14 protein-coding genes are annotated in these 15,956 nt (G+C 42.6%); 4 read left to right on the top strand and 10 right to left on the bottom strand.

Translation table 11 applies throughout. From position 1 onward, the window contains the following. The first annotated feature begins 261 nt into the window (after window positions 1-261). The gene (locus P3T48_RS13090; RefSeq protein WP_346429602.1) at window positions 262-564 is read left to right on the top strand and encodes an ADP-ribosylglycohydrolase family protein; all 303 of its coding nucleotides are present in this window, start codon (window positions 262-264) and stop codon (window positions 562-564) included. 1,060 nt (window positions 565-1,624) lie between these two features. Here P3T48_RS13090 and P3T48_RS13085 read toward each other — a convergent pair. From P3T48_RS13085 to P3T48_RS13055, 7 genes are all read right to left on the bottom strand, one after another. Beyond that, window positions 1,625-3,493: a 4-hydroxy-3-methylbut-2-en-1-yl diphosphate synthase gene (locus tag P3T48_RS13085; RefSeq protein ID WP_276506971.1), complete on the bottom strand. Its 1,869-nt coding sequence runs from the start codon at window positions 3,491-3,493 to the stop codon at window positions 1,625-1,627. Between the two features lie 5 nt (window positions 3,494-3,498). Then, window positions 3,499-3,834 (bottom strand): hypothetical protein, encoded by a 336-nt coding sequence (locus P3T48_RS13080; protein ID WP_276506970.1) that lies wholly within the window; start codon window positions 3,832-3,834, stop codon window positions 3,499-3,501. A gap of 3 nt (window positions 3,835-3,837) precedes the next feature. Next, a complete protein-coding gene (purE, locus tag P3T48_RS13075) occupies window positions 3,838-4,344 on the bottom strand; it encodes a 5-(carboxyamino)imidazole ribonucleotide mutase (protein ID WP_276506969.1) in 507 nt (168 codons plus the stop codon). Between the two features lie 65 nt (window positions 4,345-4,409). After that, the gene (locus tag P3T48_RS13070) at window positions 4,410-5,018 is read right to left on the bottom strand and encodes a phosphatase PAP2 family protein (RefSeq protein WP_022252358.1); all 609 of its coding nucleotides are present in this window, start codon (window positions 5,016-5,018) and stop codon (window positions 4,410-4,412) included. A gap of 30 nt (window positions 5,019-5,048) precedes the next feature. Next, complete coding sequence (rpoN, locus tag P3T48_RS13065) at window positions 5,049-6,572, bottom strand: RNA polymerase factor sigma-54 (RefSeq protein ID WP_276506968.1); 1,524 nt, start codon at window positions 6,570-6,572, stop codon at window positions 5,049-5,051. A gap of 22 nt (window positions 6,573-6,594) precedes the next feature. Continuing rightward, window positions 6,595-7,245: a hypothetical protein gene (locus P3T48_RS13060; RefSeq protein WP_276506967.1), complete on the bottom strand. Its 651-nt coding sequence runs from the start codon at window positions 7,243-7,245 to the stop codon at window positions 6,595-6,597. A gap of 456 nt (window positions 7,246-7,701) precedes the next feature. Next, complete coding sequence (locus P3T48_RS13055) at window positions 7,702-8,754, bottom strand: C1 family peptidase (protein ID WP_276506966.1); 1,053 nt, start codon at window positions 8,752-8,754, stop codon at window positions 7,702-7,704. A gap of 138 nt (window positions 8,755-8,892) precedes the next feature. Between P3T48_RS13055 and ychF the strand changes: the two genes are divergently transcribed. Further along, window positions 8,893-9,996 carry a redox-regulated ATPase YchF gene (gene ychF / locus P3T48_RS13050; protein ID WP_022251595.1) on the top strand — a complete coding sequence of 368 codons (1,104 nt, stop codon included), beginning with the start codon at window positions 8,893-8,895 and terminating at the stop codon, window positions 9,994-9,996. A gap of 67 nt (window positions 9,997-10,063) precedes the next feature. Beyond that, the gene (lgt, locus tag P3T48_RS13045; RefSeq protein ID WP_276506965.1) at window positions 10,064-10,918 is read left to right on the top strand and encodes a prolipoprotein diacylglyceryl transferase; all 855 of its coding nucleotides are present in this window, start codon (window positions 10,064-10,066) and stop codon (window positions 10,916-10,918) included. Window positions 10,919-10,938: 20 nt separating this feature from the next. Here lgt and P3T48_RS13040 read toward each other — a convergent pair whose 3' ends face one another. From P3T48_RS13040 to P3T48_RS13030, 3 genes are read right to left on the bottom strand one after another with little or no spacing between them, the layout of a single operon-like run. Beyond that, complete coding sequence (locus P3T48_RS13040) at window positions 10,939-12,042, bottom strand: glycosyltransferase family protein (protein ID WP_276506981.1); 1,104 nt, start codon at window positions 12,040-12,042, stop codon at window positions 10,939-10,941. A gap of 13 nt (window positions 12,043-12,055) precedes the next feature. Then, window positions 12,056-13,024 carry a glycosyltransferase gene (locus P3T48_RS13035; protein ID WP_276506964.1) on the bottom strand — a complete coding sequence of 323 codons (969 nt, stop codon included), beginning with the start codon at window positions 13,022-13,024 and terminating at the stop codon, window positions 12,056-12,058. Between the two features lies 1 nt (window position 13,025). After that, window positions 13,026-14,015 carry a glycosyltransferase family 2 protein gene (locus P3T48_RS13030; RefSeq protein WP_276506963.1) on the bottom strand — a complete coding sequence of 330 codons (990 nt, stop codon included), beginning with the start codon at window positions 14,013-14,015 and terminating at the stop codon, window positions 13,026-13,028. A gap of 112 nt (window positions 14,016-14,127) precedes the next feature. Between P3T48_RS13030 and P3T48_RS13025 the strand changes: the two genes are divergently transcribed. After that, window positions 14,128-15,906, top strand: coding sequence for a phosphoethanolamine transferase (locus tag P3T48_RS13025; protein WP_276506962.1), 1,779 nt, complete (start codon window positions 14,128-14,130; stop codon window positions 15,904-15,906). Window positions 15,907-15,956 lie beyond the last annotated feature (50 nt).

Below are 15,956 nucleotides of genomic sequence, written 5' to 3'. Positions count from 1 at the left end.
ACCTAATTCTTTAAGCGACAAGGAGGCTTTTCTTGCGTTAATTTGCACCTTTTGGTACACACAATAAAATGATAGAAAATGACAAAATCCGTTTTTCCCGTGTTAATTTTTGTTTTCTCATACTTTCATTTTGGGGTTTCTTGATTTTATTGTTCCTAATTTGTTCCTTTCATCATTTTGCCATTCCAATTAGTATTGATTATCAGTATATTACGAACAATCAGCAAGATTTCAAGAAGAAGATCATGAAGCCTTGAAAGAATCAAAGAAATAGCAGCAAGCTATTATCCTGACTTCGACACAAGAGCTTACCCCAAGGGACACTTCGATGAGACCTGTATGGATGCAGTTCCCTTGTCATTCCATATCATCACACTATCCTCATCCTTCGAGGATGCCATTCGCCTTGCCATTTCTCATGGTGGCGACAGCGATACCATCGGAACCATCATCGGCTCTATAGCCGAAGCTCGATTTGGTTTTCCTCAAGAAATGGAAGACAAGACTATCAGTTATCTGCTGGATAATATGAAAGATGTATTGAAAATAATTGCTTGCGCATGAGTGTGTTTTTTGCGGGAAAATGTATCAAAGTATCATTATTTAGCACGATATTCTTGTAAACATCTGATACACTGTACAATACAAGAATGATACTTTTTCGTTTATTTTACAAGAAGTATCATAAAAGTATCATAAATCGCAAGAAACATCATTAAATTCGGCTTTGAGTCGATTTAAAAGACTAAAAAAGAAGTGTCTTCTATTCCTGTTTTATAAAAAACTTTAGCACCAACTCTTCCTGTATGTAAAGAATGCCAATACAAACTATGAATAAGAAGAAAGATTGACAAGCTGGATTAGGAATAAAATCACATAAGCTGTTCCGTAAGAGAACATCAGGTGGTCTGTCTTGCCCGTCAAGTGGGCACTCAGTGACCAAGCGTCGGGCATCGACTGACCAAGCGACGGGCATAAACAGACCAAGCGCCGGGCATTTATTGCCCATGCGGTGTTCACAGAGTGCCCAAAAGTCAGGCGATTCTTGGGCACTCCGTGCAGATCGGCGGTTTTGCTTTTATGCATAATGCCTCATGACGATTTTGTGATACTTAGATGACGTTTTTTATGATACTTCTATCAGATTTATGATACTTCTATGATACTTTTATGATACTTCTTGTAAAATAAACGAAAAAGTATCATTCTTCTAACTTATTATATGTCAGTTATTTATCTTTACATTCAGCCAAAGAATGATACTTTGATACTTTTTCATAAAAACTTTTTACGTATGAGCACATGCTCAACGGTAAATCCAAAAAGTATCTGATATGAAATCTTATAGATACAAAAAAATACATCACAATGTAAACTTTACCACCAAAAAAAATAATCCCATATTTTCTGCTTATTTTTTCAATAAATTAGCACCACAACCTCATCAGGGTATTCTCCGAGTACGACTATACGCAGTGGGACAAGGAGATGTTCTTGGAGAAGAAGAAAATCTTTGGCATGAAGAAGTGGTCGGAGTCCCTTTTCGACACTTTCTCCACGCTCTGCCGAGACATGGAGAAAAGTATCTGGGGACATCAGTTCTTAGGTTGATGATGCTGTGGACTCATTTCTTATCCGCATCAATGAGGGCAAGCAGATGCTCTACTGCCACTTCTTGCGGGATATTCTTCTCTATGCAAACCTGCTTGCGGTATAGGCTTACCTTGTTGGGACCGGCACCTACATAGCCATAGTCGGCATCTGCCATTTCACCAGGACCATTCACGATACAGCCCATGATACCAATCTTCAAGCCCTTCAGATGCTTGGTGGCTTCCTTGATCTGGGCAATGGTTTCGCGAAGGTCGTAGAGCGTACGGCCACAACCCGGACAACTGATATACTCGGTCTTGCTGGTACGCAGACGGGCAGCCTGGAGAATACCGAAAGCAGTCTCATCAATGGTCTGGGCAGGGATGTCGCCATTGTTCATCAGCCAGATGCCGTCGGTCAGACCGTCTATCATCAAGGCTCCCATGTCGGCTGCGGCTTCCAACTGGAAGTCGCTCTTCTCCTCCTTGCTGTGCTGATACATCTCTGCGAAGATGACAGGGTTCTTCAATCCTGCATTCATCATCTCGTGTACCAGGGCACGCTGGTCGCCAAGTCGGTTCTGGTGATTGCTCACGCAGATGACTACCACCTCCGGATGATTCTTCAAGCAAGCGATGTATTCTTCGGCTGGAGTACCAAACTGCAAGGTGAGGAACTTGATGTCAGCCCTGATGCTGGCGATGAGCGGCATAGCCATGGCAGGGAAGATAGGATAGAGCTTGGCACCCGTGGTCTCTGGTTTGCTGTTCAGGGTCTCGTAGACATTATAATCTACGATGTAGCTCTGGCCAGGCACAAACTGCTGAGGCTTCTTTCCACCTATATATATATAGTCGGGTTTGGCATCCGCATTGTCGCAAATCGTGCTCTCGCCATTGATACGGTTGCTGATGACTACGGGAACCTGATTTCCGCCAATATTGCCTACAGCCTGAGTCTCTCTGCGCACAGGACGGAGCCAGTCGAACTGGGGGCAAGCCTCGCCAGGAATCAGCAGCTGCCCCTGCTTCTTTCCGATATAATCCACCAGATGGCGGGCTACAGGAATCTCTGCAGCAGGTTCCTCGCTCAGACTTACACGCACGGTATCGCCGATACCATCGGCAAGCAAGGCACCGATGCCCACAGCACTCTTGATTCTTCCGTCCTCGCCTTCACCAGCCTCAGTAACGCCCAAATGCAGCGGATAGCTCATGCCTTCCTTCTCCATCTCGCTGACCAAGAGGCGCATAGAGCGAACCATCACCACGGTATTGGACGACTTGATGCTGATGACCACATCGTGGAAATTCTCTTTCTTGCAGATGCGGAGGAACTCCATACAGCTCTCTACGATGCCTTCGGGAGTATCGCCATAGCGGTTGCGGATGCGGTCGGACAGCGAGCCATGGTTCACGCCGATGCGGATGGCAGTATGATTTTCCTTGCAGATATTGAGGAATGGAACGAATCGGTCTTCTATCTTCTGCAGTTCGTGAGCATATTCCTCATCGGTATATTCCTGCTTGATGAACTTGCGGGCAGGATCAACATAGTTGCCAGGATTGACACGCACCTTCTCGCAGTAGAGAGCAGCAACGTCGGCAACGTTAGGATTGAAGTGAACATCAGCTACAAGCGGTGTCAGATAGCCGTCGGCACGAATGCCGGCATTGATGTTCTTCATGTTCTCTGCCTCCCGTGAACCTTGTGTGGTAAAGCGTACCAACTCGCCACCAGCCTTGATGATTTCCTCTGCCTGACGTATGCAAGCCTCGGTATCATTGGTATTGGTGGTGGTCATCGACTGGATGCGTACGGGATTGTCGCCGCCTAAGTCGAGTGATCCGATATGAGCCACAGAAGAGGCACGGCGAGTGTAATTGAATAAGTCTACCATTATAATTAATCAATATATTCTAATGAAGATTTTGGATAATTTTTGGTTCCGTCTAAAAAACCAGCATCGCATCTAATTTCTTCATCCATAATTTCTTTTACGACCATTTCTTTACCATCATATAATCTTCTAACTTTATCTCCAACTTTTAACAAATTTAGTCGTTCATCATATGATAATTCTTCTTTGTTTTTTTCACATTCTTTTTGTGCTTTTTCTTGACAAAAATGTTGCATTAAAGTATGTACATCATTGGTCATTTTCCACATTTTAAAGAACATAGCAATAGATGCAATGGATGAAAAAAATAGTATTATATTCGTGGTATATTCTATATTCATAACTTAATTACATTTAAATTCAAACTTCACTTCCGCCAAGTCTTTGTTGGCTTTCTCAATCTTGGCACCAAGGCCAGCCTTCCATGCTTCTACCTTCTGAGCCACTTCTTCATCGCAGAGAGCAATCATCTCGGCAGCAAGGATGGCTGCATTTTGAGCAGCATTGACTCCGACAGTAGCTACAGGGATTCCAGGAGGCATCTGGATAATACTGAGCATGGCATCAAGACCATCGAGCATACCCTTGATAGGCACACCGATGACAGGAAGCGGAGTAGATGCGGCAATAACTCCAGGCAGGGCTGCAGCCATGCCGGCAGCTGCGATGATGACCTTCACACCACGAGCCTTGGCTCCCTTGGCAAATGATTCTACTGCATCGGGGGTGCGATGTGCTGAGAGGGCATTTACCTCGAAAGGAATCTGGTTGTCGTTCAACCAGTTACATGCTTTTTCCATAACAGGCAGGTCGCTTGTACTGCCCATGATAATACTAACTAATGGTTTCATTGTTTTCTTATATTTATAATTTTACTGAATTCGTTTTCTATTATTCCTGTTGACAGTTTTTTCCCTCAGATGACGAGGAAGGCGCAGACGAGTCCGATAAAGAATCCTGTTACAACCTGCGACAGGCTGTGTTGGCGCAGTATCATTCGTGCTGTACCTACCATGCCTGCCAGGATGAGTACCAGACAGAGCCACCAGATGGGGTTGAACGAGAAACTGATAGAATAAGCCAGTAAGGCTCCTGCCACACCGCCTATAGCTGCTGTATGGGTGGATATCTTCCACCATATATTGATGAAGGCACACACCATTTGTATAATCAAAGCAGCCACTAAGATGATGCTGATGACACGGGGAGTGTTGCGGTATTCCATCAGGAAAAAGCACCCAAAGTAGCACACGATGGAGATGATGTAGGGCACGATGCGTCGTTCTTTCTTGCCCAGTTCGGTGGTGCTCCATCCCTGGTATCGGCGGTAGATATGGATAAGTACCGAAGGCAGAAGAATGGTAAACAAGTAGACGGTGAGCAGCATGGGCAACTTATAAGCCAAAGGCAGGAGCGACATGTAACTGAACAGAAACAATGCCACAAGTCCTACCAAGGGCAGATAGAACGGTGTGAAAAGCATGCTCATGATGCGTGCTGTCAATATGATATTCTTTTCTTTCATAACAATCTTTTTGTTTTCTAAGCCTTGCATCTATTTTCTAAGCCTTGCTACAGGAATGCCCAACTGCTCTCTGTATTTGGCTACCGTGCGGCGGGCTACAGGGAACCCTTTTTCTTTCAGCACCTTGGAAAGGGCATCATCGCTGAGAGGTTTTTTCTTGTCTTCGTGCTCTATCAGTTCTTTCAGAGTCAACTTGATTTTACGGGTCGACATTTCCTCGCCGTCTTCGGTGGTGTAACTGTCTGTAAAGAAGAACTTCAGCGGAAAAGTTCCCCATTTTGTCTGGGCGTATTTCATGTTGCTGACACGCGATATGGTACTTTTGTCGAGTCCTGTACGTTCTTCTATATCCTTGAGAATCATAGGTTTCAAGTCGGCCTCGTCGCCATCGAGAAAGAATGCTTTCTGTCTTTCGATGATGGCTTTCATCGTGACGATGAGTGTGTGTCGGCGTTGCCTGATGGCTTCGATGAATCCTTGTGCCTTGTCAACTTTCTCCTTGGCATAGAGCAATGCCTCCTTGTCCTGCCGGCTCATGTTCCCCTTGTTCTTTTTGTAGGTGTCTATCATGTCGGTAAATGAGGTGGAGACGGTCAGCTCGGGCATATTGCCCCGGTTGAGCGAGAATGTCACCGTGCCGTCGTCGTTGGTGTCGACGATGAAGTCGGGCGTTATCTGTTGCAGGTTTCTGCCTTCGGTCTCGCCTAACGATGCTCCCGGCTTAGGGTTGAGTTTGCGTATCTCTTCCTGCAGGGTGGCGAGCTGGGTGTCGTTCAGTTCAAGTCCCGTCTTTATCTTGTCCCAATGCTTCTTGGTGAACTCGTCGTAGTAGTCGGTGAATACTTCTTCCATCGACTTTCGCAACACGCCCTTAGGCATGCGTTTCACTTGTAAAAGCAGACATTCCTGCAGGTTTCTTGCTCCGATGCCGGCAGGGTCGAAGGTTTGCAGAATGTGCAATATCTTCTCCAACTTCTGTTCGCTGACGTCTATATTCTGATAGATGGCGAGTTCGTCGCAAATACTGTCGAGGTCTTTGCGCAACAGGCCGTCGTCGTCGAGTGATCCGATGAGATATTCCATGATCTGCTTTTCGGTATCGTCGAGCATCTGCATGTCCATCTGCTCCTTCAACTTGTCGTAGAAGGAGATGGTGTCGCCGTAAACCATTTCCTCGTAGTCGGCATCCTGCTTGTTGTTTCGGTCTGAATTATAGTCGGGCATCAGGTCGTCGCGTCCTATGTTTTCCAGTGCCGAGTCGAGAGCATCTTCTCTTTCCTCCTTTTCTGTCTGTGCCTCGTAGTCGTCCTCCTCGTCATTGTTATGCGAGTCGTTGTCTTCCGGCAAATGATCGTTTTCGTTTGTGTCATTTGCCAGCATGTCGTCTGGATTCTCGCTTTCCAGGGCTGGATTGTCGTCCAGCTCAGCATTGATGCTGTCTTCTAATTCGGTAAGTGGCATTTCCAAGAGTTTCACCTGCAACATTTGCTGGGCAGAGAGCTTTTGCAGCTGTTGAAGCTTCTGTTCTTGTGTCTGAATGAGTTTCTGAGCCATTTTTACTTGGTGTGAGTTGTATTTATTGTTTTTTGAAGTAAATTTTCAGTTCTGTGGCAAGCTGATAGAGTTTGTCAGGATTGCCGTTCCCATATCGTTGCCAGATGGCACTGCAGTCGTTGAGCAGAGGACTGATGAGCACGTCTTCTCGGTTGAGATACGGGTCGCAGAATATGTATATGCTCATCACGTCGGCTATCTTCTCCGGTGTGGTATGTATCAGTTTGGCAAGATTGATAATCTCTGGCGTCTCAGCCACCATGGTGATAGGGGTGAGCTGGAAGTAGAGATCGAGTATGATGATGAGCTTCACGGGCGTGAGGGTGGGGTCAGCCTCAAGCGGCTCCCAGTCGCGCTCGAATGTTTCGTTGAGCTTCACTCCCTGGTAGAATGCCTCTGCATTGCCGTAGCCTTGCATCTTTCTGAGCATCTTGATGTCGTGAGACAGCTTGCCTGGCTTGTTGGCATACTTCTCCCATAGCCGTGTGATGCGAGGTGTCATCATTCTCAGCTTGAACATCTGCTCATGCAGGTAGGTGGGTGGTATGTGCAACTCCAGGCTTAGGTCTACCATACCTTTCGAATAGAGCGGTTTTACACCCATGGGCTTCTTCTGATACAATTGTAGCAGCAAGAGCCAGTATTCTTCATTCCAAAGGGGATGTTTAGCCATAATACATATCTTATTTTAATGTTATGTGCAAAAATACGACTTTTCGTTGGTTAAACAAAATAAAATGATAAAAAAAATACGCAACTCCGAACTTTGTCGAAATTGCGTACTTAGAATACTATATTCCCAAATTTTTCATAACTCAAAAAGTGTTCTGCTTTCGCAAGTTTCACACTCTGTTTCGTCGTCCTTGAATAAACAATCTTTTATTTACCTTACTTTTCTAATACCTGTTGTCCTTGAATAAACAATCTTTTTAATCTACCTTAAATTTACTAACTAAAACCTAAACAACTAACAATCTTAACCTAAAAACCTAATAACCTTTTGTCTTATTGACGATGCAAAGGTACGACGATTAGAGATAACTGCCAAAATAATTGATGGGAAAAGCAAGAAAAACTCCTTTTTTTTGACCTAAATCAACTGTTTGTGTGCGTGCACAAGCAAAAACAGCTATTTTAGTGCTTCTTTACTGATAACTGCAGCTATGGTTTTAAGGCGCAGATAGTCTTCTGAGAGGCAGATGTGTCCTGCCTTGCCCCAATGGTTGCCCCAGGAGTTGCGGCATACATAGTAGTTACGATGGTTCTTGCTGATCATGCCGATGATTTCCATCACGTGGTCGTCGGTGGTTTTCAGACTTTCGAATTCTCTTTGGCGTGACGCCTGTGTGGTGGGAAGCTGAGAAGGCAGAACGTCTACAAAACCATGTCGGGGATGACGAAAACCTTCCTCGCTGATGTCTCCCTCCCAGCAAACTGGATGTCCGTGGCTGATGGCGTTACGGATGTATTGCATCAGCTGGTCGATGGGCACATTAAGAAAAACTTCTTGGGTCTGGTTGTCGGGTGTTTCCAATGCAAATCCCTCGCCGAAGGGATGATGTGTGAAACTGGTGAGCATCTCATATTCGCCAGGGAAGCATACGCTGTTGGCAAACTCTTCGGGCGTATATTCTGCACCGAGCATATATACAGTCTTGGCAGGCATATAGCCCATCTCGTCATCGAAAAGACGGTTGAGCCTGCTTTTCAGTTTCTCTATACCTATTTGTTGGGCAATGGCATTGCGGCACAGAAACTCCACCTTGCGGCGCAGAACTCTCATGTCGATATCCTTCTTGTCCTCATAACTGTCGTAGGGAACTATACCATACTTATTTATATAATGTATCAGCATGGGCGCCATGCCTCTCATGCTGATGGGCTTGGTCCCTTTAGAAAAGTAGTATTCTACGGCCTTCTCCTGCAGCATCATTCTGGCAATATAAGCCACAGACAGGTTGACCGAATCGCCCTTCATGATGTGCTCGCTCTCCATTGTGGCAAGCATGGCGTATGCCCAGCATAGAGGACTTTTGCCTTGATTCTTGACAGGGGTTGTGCTTATCAACTTTGTTTCTTGGACAACAGAACCTTGTGGAGTGTTGCAGGATGTGTGACTACTCTTGTACTGGCAACTGCAGATGCAGAGAGTCAATATGGTGATGATGATTTTATTTTTCATAAGCGCAAAAATACAACAATCTTTCTGAAGTACGCAAGATCCCTATGATTATTTTTCATTTATTTACCATGAATTATTTTGTAGTGTCTGCAAATAAATGTACCTTTGCACGAAGAAATTTAAACGTTTAAAGATAAAATGGCATTAAAATGTGGTATTGTGGGTCTTCCTAATGTAGGAAAATCCACATTGTTCAACTGTCTGTCGAGTGCAAAGGCACAGGCAGCCAACTTCCCTTTCTGTACTATCGAACCAAACTTGGGCGTCATCACCGTACCCGATGAGCGCCTTAACAAATTGGCAGAGATAGTTCATCCAGGTCGTATCGTTCCTGCTACATGCGAGATTGTAGACATCGCAGGATTGGTAAAAGGTGCCAGCAAGGGTGAGGGCCTTGGAAATAAATTCTTGGGAAATATTCGTGAGTGTGATGCTATCATCCATGTTGTACGTTGTTTTGACGATGACAATATTGTTCGTGAAGGTGGTGCTGCCGTAGATCCATTAGAGGACAAGAGTATCATCGATACCGAGTTGCAGCTCAAGGACTTGGAAACTATTGAGTCTCAGCTTTCCAAGCAGCAGAAAACTGCAGCAGCAGGAAACAAGGATGCCAAGGTGATGGTGGCTGTGCTCGAAGCTTATAAGGAAGTGTTGGAGCAGGGAAAGAATGCCCGTGCCGTGACTTTCGAGAGCAAAGAGGAGCAGAAAGTGGCTCACGACCTCTTCCTTCTCACAACCAAACCAGTTCTCTATGTTGCCAATGTGGATGAGGCTTCGGCCAAGACCGGTAATGAGTACAGCAAGAGAGTAGAGGAGATGGCCAAGGAGGAAGGCGCCGAGTGCATGGTTATCGCAGCCAAGACAGAGGAAGACATCGCATCGCTCGAAACTTACGAGGACAAGTTGATGTTCTTGGAGGAGCTCGGTCTGGAGGAGAGTGGCGTGAACCGTCTCATCAAGAAGGCTTATGCCCTGCTGAATCTGGAGACATTCATCACAGCCGGCGAAATGGAGGTGAAGGCCTGGACCTATCACAAGGGCTGGAAAGCTCCACAGTGTGCGGGTGTAATTCACACCGATTTCGAGAAAGGATTTATTCGTGCCGAGGTGATCAAGTACGACGACTATATCAAGTATGGCTCTGAGGCTGCTGTACGTGAGGCAGGCAAGCTCGGTATCGAAGGAAAAGAGTATGTTGTGCAGGATGGCGACATCATGCACTTCAGATTCAATGTATAATAATATAATGTATAATGTGTGGTGATTAACCCTGCGCGTTTTTCACCACTCCTATTATAATATAGAAATGATGGCTAATCTGCTCAATTATATTGTTTGGGATCCAGATCCCATTCTGTTTCATTTGGGTCCGATAGCATTGCGTTACTATGCCACTTGCTGGCTTGTAGGCTTGCTGTTGGGTTATCTGCTGATGCAGCGCCTTTACAGACAGCAGAAGATAGGCGATGAGAAGTTTGAACCACTTTTCATCTATATATTTATCGGTATATTGGCAGGTGCACGTTTGGGGCATTGCCTTTTCTATCAGCCAGAGTATTTTCTCAGTCAGTGGGATCATGTTGTAGAGATGCTGATTCCTATGCACCATCTTCCTGACGGCAGTTGGAAGTTTACTGGCTATGAGGGATTGGCCAGCCACGGAGGAGTGATTGGTTTGTTTGTAGCCATTTGGCTCTATTGCCGTAACTTGAAGGTAAAAGGATGGGTAGTGCTCGACAATATGGGCATTTGCTCGGGCATAGCTGCCGCCTTTATCCGCATCGGCAACCTGATGAATTCCGAGATTATCGGCAAGGTGACCGATGTGCCATGGGCTTTCATTTTTGTCAAGGAAGACCAATATCCCCGCCATCCAGGACAGCTCTACGAGGCTATAGCCTATCTCATCATCTTCCTCCTTATCTTCTTTATCTACAAGAAGAAGGGGCCTAAGAGCGTAGGCTCTGGTCTTTATTTTGGTCTGTGTCTTACTCTTATCTTTACCTTCCGTTTCTTCATCGAATACACGAAGGAGATTCAGGTAGCCTTCGAGGCTGGTCTGCCTATGGATATGGGACAGATTCTCAGCATTCCTCTTATTCTTCTCGGTGTATGGAGCATCGCCTCCAGCTTCAGAAGAGCAAAGAAGATACAGGCATAAGGCGATAACGGAAAGACCTGTTAAGCGAGTATTTTTTGATAAAAAGCTTCATATTCTTTAGCCACCTTCACATAGTCGTGATGGTGGCTAATGTATTCTATACCCTGTCTTTTGAGTTCAGGAATCAGTTGGGGATTCTCGATGAAGTGTTCCAACTGCTGGTAAACACTTTCATAATTGGGCAGTACATTGATGATGGGGCGCAGATGTTCCTCGTGCAGAATCTCGTAGTTTTCGGGTTCTCCTCCTCCTATACAGATGATTCCTCTTGCCATGGCCTCCAGAGGATTCATGGAAGGTGTGTAGCTGTATAATTGATCGAGGATGGCATCGCTACCGTTCATCATCTCAATATATTCGGCAAAGGGAACGCTTTCTGCTATGCGGAGTTCCACCTTTTCAGGGTATTTCTCAGCTATATCTTGTGCAGCTTTCAGCATAATGTCGGTTCCCTTGTATTCACTTCTGTTCTTGTTGATGCCGATGAAAAGTTTTACTTTATCGGGTGTCTGACCTTTGATATCTGCCTGCTGGGCGTAAGGTCGGATGGGGAAGGGAATAAATGTTGTTTTATCTGGAAAAGAAGGCTTATAGCATACCCAATATTCATACAGGCCGGTAACGATTCCGTCGCAGTCCTTTGCTATCATCTTGTTGAGGCGTTCCTTTTCTGTTCCTATCCAGTCTTTTCTTTCTCTCAAGGCGTCAGCATTGGTACGTAGTTGGTTTCCGATGTTGAAGTCGCTGTATCTCAGAGGCTTGTCTTTGCAGCATACATTGACCCAATAATAGTCCATACCGAATCCGCCAAGGATGATTTTCTTGTTGTGCCGGCGAAGGTAACGATAGATGGGGAATATGCGTTCAGCCTTCAATTCTAAGAACATTGGATTGATGAGTTGCACAATGTCGTATCCGCGCAGTTTGGGCAAGACCTTCAGCAACTTGGCTAAATAGATAATACCTCCCTTCTTCCCTGGTTTTCGTACCAGGTCGATGTCTCGTGGATAATTTTTCCAGAAGTCACCATTAGAAAGCACGGTTACCTGATGCCCCAGCTTGCGAAGTCCGTCAGCAAGCGTGGCATGCACATTACTATATTCGCCCAAAAGAAGAATTTTCATCATTGGCTTTCTCTTATTTCAATTTTAAAAGAGTGTAGAATAGGATTTTTCTGGTAATCTTGTTATTGATGGCTTTTGCAAATATCTGATATTTCTTCGTGTATTTTTTATCAGGAAGCGGAAACAATCCTTTATCATGCAATCTCTTGATATTTTTTTCTAAATGTTTGTAGTTCTTTGCCAATACGATAGTATTGTACAGATAGTCCATGGTGAGTTGGGCTATTCGTCGGTTGAGAGCGATACGCTCTGGTTCTGAAAGATAATTTGATTTCTCTTGTAGTTGGAAAATTACCTTCTCCGTATCGGCCAGTCGTTTGAGATAATGACGCTTATCTTCTGTTTTATGCATAATAGAGTCTTCTCTCTCACGATAATAGTAAGCTTTTGTATCTGTTGTTATGATGCGCTCTGCCTTTAAAAAAAGTATAGGAGTAAACTCCTCATCCTCATGCAGAATACCAGGAGTGAAACGTTGTTGCTGCAAGAGATCTCTCTTGAAGGTATAACACCAAGCTGCAGCCCGAAGATTGTTGTTGTATAGATAAGCACTGCCACTTATGGGTTCAGAATACTGATAAGGAACTTCTTTATCAAATGTTTTATTTGAAGAAGTGAAATGTACAATATCAGGATTGTGATAGCGTAAGAGATCCAGACAATGCTCGTACCCTACCTGGATAAGACAGTCATCTCCGTCGACAAACTGGATATATTTGCCAGAAGCATTTTGCAGTCCGGTGTTTCTTGCAATAGACAGACCTTGGTTACGTTGACGTATATAGATAATGTCATCTTGGTATTCCACTAAATCGTTGATGAGCGAAATATCGCTTCCGTCGTCTACCAGAATGATTTCTCTTTCTCTTGAGTTGAGAGAGAGTTGCAGGATGCTTTTCAGACATTCCACAAGATATTCTAATGGCAGGTTGTAAGTTGTGATGATGAAACTTACTAAAGGTATTTGTGTATTTGCAATCATATTATTTTCTTCTATATAATCTGTGTACGAATTTGTTAAGTCTGCATAGGTTATGATAACCTATAATGTTAAGTAATCTTAGTTTAAAAACTTTGATTTTCACCGATTTACCAAGTTTTTCAACATGGTGGATAACTGGTGGATTATTTTCGTATTGTCCCGATAACTCATAGAGGTCGAGCAAGACATTAAGAATTTGTGTCATGAAAATTTGCAGAGAAAGGCTATATTTCTGGATCTGTTTCTCTTGACTCCCGATTTTGTTCATAATGGCTTGAAGACTTTGGGTATGACCATCATACAGATTGTATAAATCCTTGTATGTTGCATTTGCCGTGATGCCTTTGGCATTCCACCGATATTCATAGCAACCAACGTTTGTAGTTCTGATGTTAGGAGTAACGAAACTCCCATGATATGGCAGAAGGCCTATGAGATATGGGACAGTCAGGACATCCTCGAAATTTTTTCCTTTAGGAAAGCATATATGTTCAAATAAAGCACGTTTATATATCTTATTCCAGGCATAAGTGTGTTTGTATGCTTTCTCTTCCAGCCAATAGTCAATGGCATCTTGATATTCTATTTCTTTAAAAAGCAGTAAATGTTCTTTGGAACTGTTTCCTAACCTTTCCATTACTGGATATTCTAAGATATCTGTTTCAGGATACGTGATTATTTTTTCTATGACGAGTGAAAGAGTGTCTTCTGCTATCGTATCATCGCTGTCTATGAAAGTAATATATTCTCCTTTGGCTTGTAGAATTCCAGCATTGCGTGCATCGCTCAATCCTCCGTTTTCCTTGTGGATAACTACGATATTCTTATTTCTTGCTGCATATTCATCACAAATTCTCGGGCACGTATCAGTCGATCCATCGTCTACGAGAATCATCTCATAGTCGGTGAATGATTGTTGCAAGATGCTGTCAAGACATCTTGGCAGCGTGTCTTGCGTGTGATAGACTGGTATGATGATGCTTAGTTTCATGCCTACAAAGTTACTGAAAATCATTGAGAGAAGACAAATATATTAACTTTTCTTTAAAAGTATATTGTTATATTTTGAAATATCGACTTTTTGTACTACCTTTGTAGTAAAAATGAGTAAATTGTTAGTTCATAAAATCATAGGATTTCTTTTTAGACCTTTTCAAAAAGAAAATATTTTATTTTTCTTTTTGATGTATTTGTTAGGGTTAACCAGTATCATATTTGAACTATGGAATGGAAGTCGCTTTTGGATGACTTTTGAACTTTTTTTTGACTTGTATATATATAGTTTATTTGTTTTTTTGTTTTCTAATAAATATAGATATTACATTAGGCTTATATCAGTTTTTGTTTTTTATCTTTTATCTATTATAGATATGGCATGTTATGTACGTTTAGGCATGCCTATAACCCCAATATTATTACAATTGGCATTGCAAAGTAATACTCGTGAAGCAACAGAGGCTTTGGTAAACTATTTAGATTGGAAAATGGTGTGTTCTCCCCTAAGTTTGGTGTTTGTTCAATTTTTATTAGGAATTTATCTTATTTCTCATAAAAAAAGAATGAGCTGCTATACATCTCGATTGTTTTTTTTCAAAAGTATCAAAATAAAGAAGTCGGTTTTTGTATGCGTTTTACTATTAGCTGTTTTTAGTGGAATATCGAGTTTTGAAAATAAAGAATATATGTACTATCGTATTATTCGGCAGTATAGTGAATTGGAAACTCAGAAAGTTAAAGACTTTTCTCAAAAAACTAACTTCTATCTTCCTATTTATCGTTTAGCCTATTCTGTCTCGGAAACCCATAGATTACAAAGAGAGATAAGACAATTTGAAAAAAGTATGGATAAGGCTTATGTTGATGCTGTTGATTATACTTCTCCCCACATTGTCGTTATTATTGGCGAAAGCTATAATAGGCATCATAGTACTTTGTATGGATATGATAAAAATACAACTCCATTTCAACATACAAGATGGAAGAATGGAGAAATGGTTGTTTTTAAGAATATGATAAGTTCTTGGAACACAACATGCGAGTCCTTTAAAAATATGTTTTCAACACAATGTGTTGGTCAAGATGGGACATGGGCTTCAGCTCCACCATTTCCTTTGTTATTTAGAAAAGCAGGTTATCATACGGCATTTATGAGTAACCAATATGTGATAGGAAATGAGGTTTTTAATGCTTTTACAGAGAATGCATTTTTTAACAATCCGAAGACAAGTCAAAAGATGTTTGATAGTCGTAATTCACAAAATCACGATTATGACCTATCTTTAGTGGATGATTATAAGCGTTTGGATATTGGAACCGAACCTTATACATTAGATATTTTCCATTTCTTAGGACTACATGTAGATTTTAGTCAGCGTTATCCACGTAATTATTCTATATTTTCTTCAAAAGACTATTCCCGTACAGATATTTCTGAGGAAGATAAGCAGATATTAGCAGATTATGATAATGCCATCGTTTACAATGATTTTGTGATTGATTCTATTATCAAATTATATGAGAATAAGGATGCTGTCATAATATTTGTACCAGACCATGGTGAACGAGTTTTTGATCATTCTAAAGAGTGGGGGAGAAGCCTTACTTGGGATAAAAATGATATTTGTCAGCAATTTGATATTCCTTTTTGGATATGGAGTTCTTCTATTTATCGAACTAATCATCAAACTTTATGGAAACAGATTCAGGATGGCAGTACCAGACCTGGTATGACAGATGCACTTGCTCAGTTGCTGCTGCATATTGCTGGGATTCATACCCCTTGGTACTTTCCTAAATATGATATATTGAATGGAATGTATAATGTCAATAGAAAGAGAATTATACGAAACGAGCGTGATTATGACAAAATAGTTGGAAATTAATAGCAATCAATTCTAATCACAGTTCCTGATTGAGCACTTTCAATACTTTT

It is taken from the genome of Segatella intestinalis, from assembly GCF_029348455.1.
In the GTDB taxonomy this organism is placed as follows: Bacteria; Bacteroidota; Bacteroidia; order Bacteroidales; family Bacteroidaceae; genus Prevotella.
The sequence above is the reverse complement of the archived record's forward strand: the minus strand, read 5'-3'. Positions and strand labels throughout refer to the sequence as shown.

Bases quoted from the DNA above. Each gene is read 5' to 3' on its own strand.
- P3T48_RS13060 (WP_276506967.1), bottom strand. From the start codon at position 7,245: ATGGCTAAACATCCCCTTTGGAATGAAGAATACTGGCTCTTGCTGCTA.
- purE (WP_276506969.1), bottom strand. From the start codon at position 4,344: ATGAAACCATTAGTTAGTATTATCATGGGCAGTACAAGCGACCTGCCT.
- P3T48_RS13085 (WP_276506971.1), bottom strand. From the start codon at position 3,493: ATGGTAGACTTATTCAATTACACTCGCCGTGCCTCTTCTGTGGCTCAT.
- P3T48_RS13070 (WP_022252358.1), bottom strand. From the start codon at position 5,018: ATGAAAGAAAAGAATATCATATTGACAGCACGCATCATGAGCATGCTT.
- P3T48_RS13040 (WP_276506981.1), bottom strand. From the start codon at position 12,042: ATGAAAATTCTTCTTTTGGGCGAATATAGTAATGTGCATGCCACGCTT.
- P3T48_RS13025 (WP_276506962.1), top strand. From the start codon at position 14,128: ATGAGTAAATTGTTAGTTCATAAAATCATAGGATTTCTTTTTAGACCT.
- lgt (WP_276506965.1), top strand. From the start codon at position 10,064: ATGATGGCTAATCTGCTCAATTATATTGTTTGGGATCCAGATCCCATT.
- P3T48_RS13030 (WP_276506963.1), bottom strand. From the start codon at position 14,015: ATGAAACTAAGCATCATCATACCAGTCTATCACACGCAAGACACGCTG.
- P3T48_RS13035 (WP_276506964.1), bottom strand. From the start codon at position 13,024: ATGATTGCAAATACACAAATACCTTTAGTAAGTTTCATCATCACAACT.
- rpoN (WP_276506968.1), bottom strand. From the start codon at position 6,572: ATGGCTCAGAAACTCATTCAGACACAAGAACAGAAGCTTCAACAGCTG.
- P3T48_RS13080 (WP_276506970.1), bottom strand. From the start codon at position 3,834: ATGAATATAGAATATACCACGAATATAATACTATTTTTTTCATCCATT.
- P3T48_RS13055 (WP_276506966.1), bottom strand. From the start codon at position 8,754: ATGAAAAATAAAATCATCATCACCATATTGACTCTCTGCATCTGCAGT.
- ychF (WP_022251595.1), top strand. From the start codon at position 8,893: ATGGCATTAAAATGTGGTATTGTGGGTCTTCCTAATGTAGGAAAATCC.